General features: G+C 72.6%; 9 protein-coding genes. 7 read left to right on the top strand and 2 right to left on the bottom strand.

What is annotated here, in order from left to right; genetic code table 11:
• The 4 genes from M878_RS58125 to M878_RS58110 form a co-directional block, all read left to right on the top strand.
• Nucleotides 1–2,483 (top strand): DEAD/DEAH box helicase (locus M878_RS58125; RefSeq protein ID WP_023545718.1); only part of this gene is annotated, 2,483 nt, incomplete at its 5' end.
• A 20-nt stretch (nt 2,484–2,503) separates the two neighbouring features.
• Entirely contained in the window at nt 2,504–4,705 is a 2,202-nt protein-coding gene (locus M878_RS99665) for an SWIM zinc finger family protein (protein ID WP_245238379.1), read from the top strand.
• A gap of 80 nt (nt 4,706–4,785) precedes the next feature.
• On the top strand, nt 4,786–5,226 hold the full coding sequence (locus M878_RS58115) for a hypothetical protein (protein WP_023545716.1): 441 nt from the start codon (nt 4,786–4,788) through the stop codon (nt 5,224–5,226).
• Nucleotides 5,227–5,560: 334 nt separating this feature from the next.
• The gene (locus tag M878_RS58110) at nt 5,561–8,188 is read left to right on the top strand and encodes an MFS transporter (RefSeq protein ID WP_023545714.1); all 2,628 of its coding nucleotides are present in this window, start codon (nt 5,561–5,563) and stop codon (nt 8,186–8,188) included.
• A gap of 306 nt (nt 8,189–8,494) precedes the next feature.
• Here M878_RS58110 and M878_RS58105 read toward each other — a convergent pair whose 3' ends face one another.
• Nucleotides 8,495–8,815 carry an AfsR/SARP family transcriptional regulator gene (locus tag M878_RS58105; RefSeq protein ID WP_023545713.1) on the bottom strand — a complete coding sequence of 107 codons (321 nt, stop codon included), beginning with the start codon at nt 8,813–8,815 and terminating at the stop codon, nt 8,495–8,497.
• A 277-nt stretch (nt 8,816–9,092) separates the two neighbouring features.
• On the opposite strand from M878_RS58105, the gene M878_RS92175 reads away from it, so the two are divergent.
• From M878_RS92175 to M878_RS58090, 3 genes are all read left to right on the top strand, one after another.
• Nucleotides 9,093–9,545 carry a sigma factor gene (locus M878_RS92175; protein WP_023545712.1) on the top strand — a complete coding sequence of 151 codons (453 nt, stop codon included), beginning with the start codon at nt 9,093–9,095 and terminating at the stop codon, nt 9,543–9,545.
• A 58-nt stretch (nt 9,546–9,603) separates the two neighbouring features.
• Nucleotides 9,604–10,131: a hypothetical protein gene (locus tag M878_RS58095; RefSeq protein WP_158692668.1), complete on the top strand. Its 528-nt coding sequence runs from the start codon at nt 9,604–9,606 to the stop codon at nt 10,129–10,131.
• Between the two features lie 271 nt (nt 10,132–10,402).
• Nucleotides 10,403–10,702 carry a putative quinol monooxygenase gene (locus M878_RS58090; RefSeq protein ID WP_023545710.1) on the top strand — a complete coding sequence of 100 codons (300 nt, stop codon included), beginning with the start codon at nt 10,403–10,405 and terminating at the stop codon, nt 10,700–10,702.
• 364 nt (nt 10,703–11,066) lie between these two features.
• Here the strand turns inward: M878_RS58090 and M878_RS98855 are convergent, their stop codons facing one another.
• The gene (locus M878_RS98855; protein WP_209445506.1) at nt 11,067–11,303 is read right to left on the bottom strand and encodes a hypothetical protein; all 237 of its coding nucleotides are present in this window, start codon (nt 11,301–11,303) and stop codon (nt 11,067–11,069) included.
• Nucleotides 11,304–11,332: the final 29 nt, after the last annotated feature.

Below are 11,332 nucleotides of genomic sequence, written 5' to 3'. Positions count from 1 at the left end.
ACATCGCGCACCTGCGCGCGGTGGCCGCAGCTCTGCCCCCGGAGGGCCACGCCGTGCCGCTCCCGGACCCCGGCCCGCTCCGGCTGCCCGAGCCGGAGGCCCTGGTCCGCTCCTTCCTGGACGCGGTCGCCGACACCCTGCCCCGCACCCCGGCCGCCCCGCACACCTCCGGCCGGCCCTTCGCCGCCCGGGAGCCCGTGGCCCTGCCGCAGGCCCACGAGTGGGCGGCCGAGGTCGCCGCCGGCATGGACGCGGGCGTACGGATCTCACTGCGCCTGGACCTTTCGGCGTACGACGTCTTCGACGCCGGCACGCATGACGGCGCGGGTGCCGCCGAGAGGGAGCCGAAGGGGCACGCCCCGCAGGCGACCGGCCCAAGGAACGCCGGAGCGGCCATCGTGCAGGTGCACAGCCTCGCCGACCCCACCCTGGTGACCGATGCGGCGGCCCTGTGGGCCGGAGAGGCCGACACGGCGTTCGGACCCCGCGCGCGCGTGGACGCCGCCCTTGCCGTGCGGCGCGCGGCCCGCGTCTGGCCGCCCCTGGACCGGCTCGCCGAGCAGGAGGTGCCGGACGTCCTCGCCCTGTCCGAGGAGGAGCTGGGCGAGCTGCTCGGCATCGGCGCCGCACGGCTGGCCGCCGCCGGGGTCGCCGTGCACTGGCCCCGGGACCTGGCCCGCGATCTGACGGCCGCCGCGGTGGTCCGCCCGGCACCCGGCTCGGCGACCGACGGCACCGGCTTCTTCGAGAGCGAGGACCTGCTCCAGTTCCGCTGGCAGCTGGCGCTCGGCGGAGAGCCGCTCAGCGAGGCCGAGATGGACGCCCTCGCCGAAGCCCACCGTCCGGTCGTACGACTCCGGGACCGCTGGGTGCTGGTCGACCCGGCCCTCGTCCGCAAGGCCCGCAAGCGCGAACTGGGCCTGCTCGACCCGGTCGACGCGCTGTCCGTCGCCCTCACCGGCACCGCCGACGTCGACGGCGAGACCGTCGAAGCCGTCCCTGTGGGCGCCCTGGCCGCCCTGCGCGACCGCCTCATGGCAGGCCTGCACCCGGCCGACCCACCCCCGGGCCTCGCCGCCACCCTCCGCGACTACCAACTGCGCGGTCTCGCCTGGCTGGACCTCATGACCTCCCTCGGTCTCGGCGGCTGCCTCGCCGACGACATGGGCCTCGGCAAGACCGTCACCCTCATCGCCCTGCACCTGAAGCGCGCCCGCCGCGAGCCGACCCTCGTGGTCTGCCCCGCGTCCCTGCTCGGCAACTGGCAGCGGGAGATCACCCGCTTCGCGCCCGGCGTGCCGGTCCGCCGCTTCCACGGCCCCGATCGCACTCTGGACGGTCTCGACGGCGGCTTCGTCCTCACCACGTACGGCACCATGCGCTCCACCGCGGCCCGCCTGGCCGACCAACCCTGGGGCATGGTCGTCGCCGACGAGGCCCAGCACGTGAAGAATCCGTACTCCGCCACGGCCAAGGCGCTGCGCACGCTCCCGGCACCCGCGCGCGTGGCGCTCACCGGCACTCCGGTCGAGAACAACCTCTCCGAACTGTGGGCCCTGCTCGACTGGACCACCCCCGGACTCCTCGGCCCCCTCAAGTCCTTCCGCGCCCGCCACGCCCGCGCAGTGGAGAACGGCGGGGCCGACGAGAACAGCGCAGCCGTCGACCGCCTCGCCCGCCTGGTCCGCCCCTTCCTCCTGCGCCGCAAGAAGTCCGACCCCGGAATCGTGCCCGAACTGCCTCCCAAGACCGAGACAGACCACCCGGTCCCGCTCACCCGGGAACAGGCCGCGCTGTACGAGGCGGTGGTGCGCGAGTCGATGCTGGCCATCGAAACCGCCGAGGGCATCGCCCGCCGGGGCCTGGTCCTGAAGCTGCTCGGCGCCCTCAAGCAGATCTGCGACCACCCGGCGCTGTATCTGAAGGAGGCGACCGAAACCCACCGCCTCGCCCACCGCTCCGGCAAACTCGCCCTGCTGGACGAGCTGTTGGACACCCTGCTGGCCGAGGACGGCTCGGCGCTCGTCTTCACCCAGTACGTCGGCATGGCCCGCCTCATCACCGCCCACCTCTCCGCCCGCGCGATCCCGGTCGACCTGCTGCACGGTGGCACCCCGGTCCCGGAGCGCGAGCGCATGGTGGACCGCTTCCAGAGTGGCGAGACCCCGGTCCTGGTGCTCTCCCTGAAGGCCGCCGGCACCGGCCTGAACCTCACCCGCGCGGGCCACGTCGTCCACTTCGACCGCTGGTGGAACCCGGCCGTCGAGGAGCAGGCCACCGACCGCGCGTACCGCATCGGCCAGACCCAGCCCGTCCAGGTCCACCGCCTGGTCACGGAGGGCACGGTCGAGGACCGCATCGCCGAGATGCTGGCGGCCAAGCGCGCCCTCGCGGACGCCATCCTCGGCTCCGGCGAGGCGGCCCTCACCGAACTGACCGACCGCGAGCTGTCCGACCTCGTCTCCCTCCGGAGGACACCATGACTCTCCCACCGGAGGACGCCATGAGTCTCCCGCCGGAGCATCCCACGACAGGCACCCCAGCACGCCCCGCCGACGCGGCTCGCCGCGCCCTCCGGGCCGCACGGGAACGGGCTGGGACCGAGCGCGCACAGGCACGGGAGAGGGCCGAGGAAGCGGAAGCCTTCGTACCTGCCGGCGGCCGGCTGCAGACACCGGAGGGGACTGGGGAAGCCCCAGCCTTCGCACAGGCCGACGGACGCACGCAGGCACCGGAGAACACTGGGGAACCGGCACTCCTCGCACAGGCCGATGGACCGTCGCAGGCACCGGCGGACCCCGCCGAGCTCGCGGTGGAACGCCCGGCCGGCACCGGGCCGAGGCCCGCCGACGCGGCGCGGGCGGCACTCAGGGCCACCGTCACCGCACCGTCAGCCGCAGCCGCAGCCGCACCGTCCGACGTGATCCCCGCGGCCGAGGACGAGCACCCCGTGCCTCCGGCTGGCCCGGCCCGTCCAGTTGCCATGCAGGGCGGGCGTCCCGCTGACGTGGCCCGGGAAGCGCTGCGCGCGGCCCGGCGGGAGGCACTGCAGGCCGAGGCAGAGGCGGCGGAGGCTGCCGCACGGGGCAAGCGAATGGCCGAACCCCGTGCCGGGCGCGCCCCGCGCGCGAGCGGGAGTTCCGCCGCCCCCGCGCCGCCCACGTCACCCGCCCCTGGGCCGCGCATGTCATCCGCTCCCGGAGCAGACGCCCGGGACGCCCGTGTCAAGGCCGCCCGGGACATGCGGTACTACCTGGCCAACGCCTTCCGGATGCCGACGGGGTCCGACACCGCGGAGTCCGACACCCCGGATTCCGACACTTCGGAGGAGGAGAGGACACAGCCCCCGGGGACCATCGGCGACGCAGCCGACCGCACCGAACCGGACCACCCGGCCCCCGCGCCCGCCACCGCGTCCCCGCACCTGCCCGCCACCATGGCCGCCCCTCACCGCGACACCGAACTGAGACGTACGTTCCCGGGGTTCGCGCCGCGCGAGGCCACTGCCGAGGGCACGGCATTCGCCGCGACCTGGTGGGGCAACGCATGGGTGGACGCGCTGGAGCAGGGTGCGCTGGACGCCAAGAGGGTGGCACGGGGCCGCGGTTATGCCGACCAGGGCCATGTCGACGCGATCACCGTGACCCCGGGGCTCGTGCTGGCGTACGTGCGCGGGAGCCGGCCCCGCCCGTACCGGGTGCAGGTGCGGGTCCGCACGCTGGAGGACGAGGACTGGGCGCGGTTCCTGGACGCGGCCGCCGGCCGGCCGGGGCACATCGCCGCGCTGCTCGACAAGGAGCTGCCCCAGTCCCTGGCCGACTGCGGGGTCCCTCTCCTGCCCGGCCCCGGTGACCTCGCCCCGCGCTGCAGTTGCCCCGACTCCGGTCACCCCTGCAAGCACGCTGCCGCGCTCTGTTACCAGACGGCACGGCTGCTCGACGCCGACCCGTTCGTGCTGCTCCTGCTGCGCGGCCGTAGCGAGAAGAACCTGGTCGACGCGCTGTCCCGGCGCAGTGCCGCTCGCGCGGCCCGCGCCGCCCAGGAACGGCAGCCGGGCTCCCTGCCCGGCGTACGCGCCACCGACGCCCTCGCCCCACGCCAACTCCCGCCGCTGCCATTGCCGTTGCCGGCGCCTCCGCACCCCGAGCAGCCACCGGTGTATCCGGCGGCGCCCGGCGGCCCGGACCCGTTCGCGCTGGACCAGCTGGCGACCGACGCCGCCGCCCGCGCCCATGCGCTGCTCGCGACCGGACAGGACCTGGTGGGCGAGTTGTCCCTGTGGCAGGACGCGGTGCGGCTGGCCGCGGCCCGCCCCGGTTCCGGCCTGACGGCCACCACCCGCACGCTCTACGCCACGCTCGCCACGGCCGTCGGCCGCACCCCGGGCGACCTCGCGCGTGCCGTCGCGGCCTGGCGCCAGGGCGGGCTCGCGGGACTGGCCGTCCTGGAGGAGGCGTGGGACCCGCCGGCCGGCCGCTTCGACCGGGCCCGCCCGCTGCTGCTCGCCGCCGACCTCCCGGCGTTCCGCCCCTGGCGCAACCGCCTCACCCACCCACGCGGCCACGTCCAGCTCCGCCTCGGCCAGGACGGCCTGTGGTACGCCTACGAGTCGGAGCCCGGCCAGGACGACTGGTGGCCCCGCGGCACGCCCGACCTGGACCCCGTAGGCGCACTCACGGGCCTCGGCACATCGGACGACCTCTAGGCCCTGTCGTCGAACTCCCGTCGTCCGCCCCGAGGGCGGGCCCGGCGGCGGTGGGGGTCTCCGCGCGAGCAGCGCCGAGCGTGGGTGAGTACTCCACGCGTGTGTCGGGCACCCCGGGGCTGCTGACGATGGAGAGCCGCTACACCTCGGGCACGGGCAAACAGCGCGACACGGACTGCTTCGGTTTCTTCCGTTCCGGCGATCACCAGGCGGTGGACCAGTTCGCTGCCATCGACGAGTCCTGCGAGAAGGGGACGGTGCTGCCCGTCCAGCAGGACGCGAGCGGCCACTGCTACCTGGTCGGGGTGGCCCCGACCGCCGGACGGCCGGCCGGGATCTGCGCCTGCGTGGCGGCCCTCGTCCTTGGCCTGACCTTGTTGTGCGGTGCGTTCGCCATCGCGATCCCACGGCTGGGCAGCCGGATCGGCGCGGCGTTGTGGTCACCGGGGCCGGGCGGATGCTGCGCCGGCTGCTCACGGCCTGCGGCGTCGGGTTCGCCCTGTCCGGCCTGTCCGGCGTGATCGGCTGGCTGGTCACGCCCTGATGATCCGCCGCCGGCCTCGGTGGTCGGGACGGGGGTGATGGAGCCTTGTCCCCGCAAGGACCTACACTCAGTTGGTAGCCGCAAGCAACGGAACGTAAGTGATGATCGGCGCGGGCCGTCAGAGAGGCCGAGAGGGAGCCATGTGCTCGCACGTCGGGGGGCCGAACAAGCTCCTCGACCGGACGCTGGTGAAGCTCCTCCGTCGGGGACCGGTGAAGCGTCTCGACGGCGACCTGGTGGACCGCACAGATATGAGCCTCGAAAGCCGGGCGGCGCCCGGGCGGTGAGGCGAGGCAAGGAGATCCGCACGCATGACCACGTCCGCATCCCCGGCCCGCGGGGGAACCGAAGCGATATCCGGGTCGACGTCGCCGGCCAACGGCAAGCTGACACACCGTCAGATCATGACGATCCTCAGCGGCCTGATGCTGGGGATGTTCCTCGCGGCGCTCGACCAGACCATCGTCAGCACCTCGATCCGTACGATCGCGGACGATCTGCACGGCCTCAGCGCACAGGCGTGGGTCACCACCGCGTATCTGATCACCTCCACCATCAGCACACCGCTGTACGGCAAGCTGTCCGACCTCTACGGCCGTAAGCCCTTCTTCCTGGCGGCCATCACGATCTTCATCGCGGGCTCGGCGGCCTGTTCGTTCGCCACCTCGATGACGGAGCTGTCCGCTTTCCGGGCCTTCCAGGGCATCGGTGCGGGCGGTCTGATGTCCCTGGCGCTGGCGATCATCGGTGACATCGTCCCGCCCCGCGAACGGGCCCGGTACCAGGGCTACATGCTCGCGATGTTCGGCTCCTCCAGCGTGCTCGGCCCGCTGATCGGCGGCTTCCTGGCGGGCCGTAGCAGCATCCTGACCATCGCCGGCTGGCGCTGGGTGTTCCTGGTCAACGTGCCGGTCGGCATCATCGCGCTGTTCGTCGTCGCCAAGGTGCTGAACCTCCCGCACACCCGCCGCGACCACCGCATCGACTGGTGGGGCGCGCTCACCATCGCCATCGGCGTGGTGCCGCTGCTGCTTGTGGCCGAGCAGGGCCAGTCCTGGGGCTGGACCTCCACGAAGGCCTGCGCCTGTTACGCGGTCGGTGTGGTCGGTCTGATCGCATGGGTCTTCGTCGAACGGGCCATGGGCGAGGAGGCCCTGATCCCGATGCGGCTGTTCCGCAGCGCGGTGTTCAGCAAGATGAGCCTGCTGTCCGTGATCATCGGCATGGGCATGTTCGGCGGGATGATGATGGTCCCGCTGTATCTGCAGATCGTGAAGGGCGTCAGCCCCACCAGGTCCGGCCTGCTGATGCTGCCGTTGATGGTCGGGATGATCGCCGGGACCATCGTGGTCGGCGGCATCATCCAGAAGACCGGCAAGTACAAGATCTTCCCGGTCATAGGCTCGCTGCTGATCATCGCCGCCATGCTGCTGTTCCACTACCGGGTGCAGTGGAACACGGCGCTGCCGGAGACCATGGCCTACATGGCGCTGTTCGGCATCGGCCTCAGCGGATGCATGCAGATCCTGACCCTGGCCGTACAGAACGCCGTAGAACCCAAGGACATGGGCGTGGCGACCGCGTCGGCGACCTTCTTCCGGCAGATGGGCGGCACCGCCGGTACCGCGATCTTCCTCTCCGTGCTGTTCAGCACCGTCGGTGACAAGATCGGCTCGGCCTTCCGGTCCGCCGCCGGGACGCCCGCCTTCCAGGCCGCGCTCCATGACCCGTCCGTGCGCGCCAACCCCGCCAACGCGCCGGTGCTGGACATGTTCAAGCACCCCGGGGCGAGCGGTGGCAGCGGCTCGGGCGTGCTCGACGACTCGTCGTTCATCCAGCGGCTCGACCCGCGCCTGGCCGAGCCGTTCAAGGCCGGCTTCACCGACTCGATGCAGCTCGTGTTCCTCATCGCGGCCGCCGTGATGGTCCTGGGCTTCCTGGTCGCCGTGTGGACCAAGGAGGTGCCGCTGCGCCAGGTCTCCGGACTGGAGGCGCGGGCGGCGGAGGAGAACGGAGGCTCGGCACGGGAGCCGGCCCCGACCGCAGCCGCCGAGTCTCCCGCCGTGGAACTTGCCGCCATGGAAGACACCGCAGCCGAACCGGCACCCACCGGGCGCCGGCCCGACTCCGCCCCGGCGGCCGACCGGTTCGTTCCCGTGCCCGGCGCCCCGCGCCACGGCGTCCGCGGCCGGGTGCTGGACGGCGCGGGCGCACCGGTGCCACAGGCCGTGATCACCTTGATCGACGTGGGCGGACGGCAACTCGGCCGCGCGGTCAGCGGCGAGGACGGCGGCTACGACCTGGCCGTCACCGGCCCCGGCACCTATGTGCTGATCGGCGCCGCCGGTGCCCGGCAGCCGCAGGCCGTCACGGTGGTGGTCGGCGACGAGCCGGTCGAGTGCAACCTCGCGCTCAGCGGCACCGTCGCCCTCACCGGGTCGGTCCGGGATGCCGTGGACGGACACCCGCTGGCAGAAGCCCTGCTGGTCGCCACGGATGTGCGAGGCGAGGTCGTGTCCTCCGGAACCTCGGCCGCCGACGGCGCCTTCGCGCTCGCCGACCTGGTCCCCGGCGGCTACACGATCGTGGTGAACGCGCCCGGATACCGCCCGGCCGCCCTCTCGGCCGACGTCATCCCGGGTGCCATGGACGCCTGTGAGATCCGCCTCGAACCGGGCGCCCGGCTGCGCGGCGTCGTCACCGCAGCCACCGGCGACCCTCTCGACGAGGCCAAGGTCACCCTGCTGGACTCGGCCGGCAATGCGGTCGGCACCACGATCACCGGCTCCGACGGCGCCTACGGTTTCACCGACCTGGACAGCGGCGAGTACACCGTCATCGCCAGCGGCTACGCCCCGGTCGCCGCATCGCTGCGCCTGGACGGCACCGGCGTCACCGGCTTCGACCTCGAGCTGTCCCATCAGGACGAGTCCCGGTAGCACCCACACCCGGTCGCAGGCGCACCGTGCTCGCGACCGGGATACGACGACGAACCCCCGCCGATACCCCCGGCGGGGCTTGCGCGCGCAGCGGGCGGCCACCGCGAGCGGCGTCTGGCGCGGAGCATCGGCAAGGAGGTGTCGACACACGTCACGACGACGAACACCGGTGAGGAAGGGCACGGCCCGACAACTGCCCGCGCTCGCATCCGCGCCTCGCCGATGTGGTCGCACAGCAACTCCCGTGACTCGTCGGGCGAGAGCACCTCGGGGTGCCGGCGAGCAAGCCCGCCGGGCGGGGCCACGTCACAGGTCGAGAGCGTGCCGGAGCCTCGCCGCGGCGGGCTCGTTATACGTGCGGGCCCCGGCCTCGGCGCTGCGCACCAAGGCGTCGGACACCTGGCAGTCCACCGTTTCGGGGTCGCCGGTGAGTTGGTACCCGGACGGGCGGGTGGTGATGGTGAGAGGGAACCTGGAAAGGGTCTTGCGGGAGGCTGCGATGAGCCCCTGCAGGGCCGGCTTCGTGTGCACAGGAGGCCGCTCACCCCGGAGCAGCTCGCAGAACCGCTCCAACGGAACGATTCTGCCCAGCTCCAGCTCCAGTCCCAGCGCGAGCAGCGCCGGCACGCCCGGAATGAGTCCGTGTCTCGCCGTCGGTGACCGCACCGAACTCCTCGCCCCGGGCCCGGCGTTCCCCATGACGGCGTGGCGTACGAGGCTCCCACGCCGCCGGCGCTCCTCGGCCCCAAGGATCCGCGGCGCCGCGCCTTGGCGGGTCCTTGGCGGCCTCTTGGTGACGCCCTCCACTCTCCCGTACGGAAGCGGGGCGGCCCAGGTCCGGAGACGGCCCCGAGCTGTCACCGCCGGATCCGACCCCCACGATCACACGACCAGGGAGTGTCCGATGGCCATCCCCAGCGCCACTCTTGCCCGGGAGCCGCTCGCGAAGCCGCACCGGCGGTACGCGCCGCTGCTGCTGCGTGCGGTCACCAGTCGGACCGGCGATTTCGGCAGGGCCGAGGACCTCGTGCAGGAGATGTTCCCGCGGGCCCGGCAGCATCCTGAGGCGTTCGAAGGAGACGCGGACGCCGCGCTGCCCTGGCCGCTGACCGTGGCTCGGCGCCTGACCATCGACCAGCACCGGATGCTCTCCCGCCGCGCCCAGGAGGCCGGTGGCGAGGAGCAGGTGGAATCCCACGTCCATCCCGTGCATCCCCGCGAGAACGTCCCGCGGGCCTGCGATGTCGCGACGCACATCAGGGTGCCCGTGGGCACCGTGAAATCCCGCAGTCACTACGCGATACGCACGCTCCGGCCGGTTCTGGGACGGCACGGATTTCCGCCCCAGTGCGCCTGAATCACCGCAGAGACAACGGTATTCGGCATGATGACGAAGAATTCGAGAGACGGACGGAATGCGTAAATCCTTCCTGGCGGCGGGCATGACGCTGGCCGCCACCCTCACCGGCTGCACCACTGCGCTCTCGCCGACGGGCCGACCCGGCTGGAACGCCGAGTCCGTACGGGAAGCCGACCAGGAGTACGCGTCCCTCTGTGCCGATCCCGCCGGAATGCCGGGACCTGCCGGGGGCGTTCCGCCGGTCGCACCGGCCGTCGCGAGGACGGGCGAGGTGCCGGTCTTCGCAGGGCAGACAGACCCCGGCGAAGGCGATGAACTGCCCATGCCTGCCGTGCCGGTAGGGACGGTCCTCGCCTTCTGCGTCTACGGCCCGCCTCCTGCGTCCGCACCCCCGGCCCAGGTGCCCGAGTCGCCGTCCTGTCCGGCCGGGCAGGTCTCCGCCGTACAGCCGGGGCCGGGGGTCGCCTGGGCCGTCGCGGCCGACGGCACACCCAGGCCCTTCCCGTACCCGCAGATCGGAGCCCCTGGCGAGGGCGACTGCGCTCCCGTGGTGGACGACGTCCAGGCGCGGCTATGGCGTTGACCCCCGGCCCCCCGGACAGCCGGTCTCAGCTCGGGGAGAGCGAGAGCCGGGCAGGGGCACGGCCGGGTGCACCTCGGGGAACCGGTCGAACAGCGCCGGCAGGCCGATACGCGCTTCCGGCCGGGCCGGAAGCGGACCGGGTCCTCGCCGGCTGACCGCAGCCGACGAACAGCGCAGGCGCGGTCGGCGCGGTAGATCTGCTCCGTGCTGTCGTCGGTCTCGTGCCCGGTAGGCTCGTGTGCGCATCTCGTTCGTGATCAGGAGGAGTGACATGCGCTATGGCTATATCGGTTCGATGAAGGTCAAACCCGGTCACCGCGCGGAGGTGGTCGCCGCACTGGTTGCTGGCTCTGACGGCCTGCGCAAAGCGGGATGTGATCTCTACGTCGTCACCGAATCGGTCACGGACGAAGACACCGTGTGGGTGAGCGAGGTGTGGCAGAGCAAAGAGCATCACGACGCGTCGTTGCAGCTGCCTGAGGCGAAGGCTTCCATCGGCAAGGTCATGCCGCTGCTGACGGGTGAGTTCACCCGCCAGGAGACACGCGTCGCGGGCGGTCTCGGTATCTAACCGCCGATGCGCGTCGCTCCTCGTCACGCCCGGCGCGGGTCACAAGGCCAAGCGCCGGGATACGGCGAGCGGAGGCGGCGTGTGGTAGCGCCGCCCGCATCCCGCCGCATCGACCGCGATCCCACCAACCAGGTCAAGGACCGGACCGCCTTCGACTGTACTTGCCTGAGCGTTACGGGGGCCGCCTGCCGCTACAGTCCGGCTCCGGGCTCGTCCGCGGCCACAGTGCGCAGCGGCCGGAGGCCCTGCTCGTCGAGCTGGGCGAGTTCATGTTCGTAGTCGACGGTGGTGGCTACAGGCGAGCCTGTAACTAGGAACTGCCTGGCGAGTCAGGGGCGGAGCCGGAGGCGTACCGCAGTAGCGGTCACGGTGCGTGAAAGAGGCACGCCCTCATGTCGAAGCGCGTGGCGTCGGTGATTTTGTCCGGCGCATCGGGCGCCAACTCGGCGATGCGCACGGTTACGGTGCCCCTGTAGTCCGCGTCGAGCTTCGTGCCGGCGTCGTTGAACTCGGCTTCGGTGGCCAGCGGCGGTATGACGATGACGGGGCCGACGGGAGAGCGGCTCACGGCCGGTTTGCCGTGACCCGCTCTCCCGTCCATGCCGCCGAGGGGACCCCACGTCCCCCTCA

This window comes from Streptomyces roseochromogenus subsp. oscitans DS 12.976, from assembly GCF_000497445.1.
Lineage (GTDB): Bacteria > Actinomycetota > Actinomycetes > Streptomycetales > Streptomycetaceae > Streptomyces > Streptomyces oscitans.
The sequence above is the reverse complement of the archived record's forward strand: the minus strand, read 5'-3'. Positions and strand labels throughout refer to the sequence as shown.

Coding starts and splice junctions, on each gene's coding strand:
- M878_RS58095 (WP_158692668.1), top strand. CDS start 9,604: ATGCGTAAATCCTTCCTGGCGGCGGGCATGACGCTGGCCGCCACCCTC.
- M878_RS58110 (WP_023545714.1), top strand. CDS start 5,561: ATGACCACGTCCGCATCCCCGGCCCGCGGGGGAACCGAAGCGATATCC.
- M878_RS99665 (WP_245238379.1), top strand. CDS start 2,504: ATGAGTCTCCCGCCGGAGCATCCCACGACAGGCACCCCAGCACGCCCC.
- M878_RS58090 (WP_023545710.1), top strand. CDS start 10,403: ATGCGCTATGGCTATATCGGTTCGATGAAGGTCAAACCCGGTCACCGC.
- M878_RS92175 (WP_023545712.1), top strand. CDS start 9,093: ATGGCCATCCCCAGCGCCACTCTTGCCCGGGAGCCGCTCGCGAAGCCG.
- M878_RS98855 (WP_209445506.1), bottom strand. CDS start 11,303: ATGGACGGGAGAGCGGGTCACGGCAAACCGGCCGTGAGCCGCTCTCCC.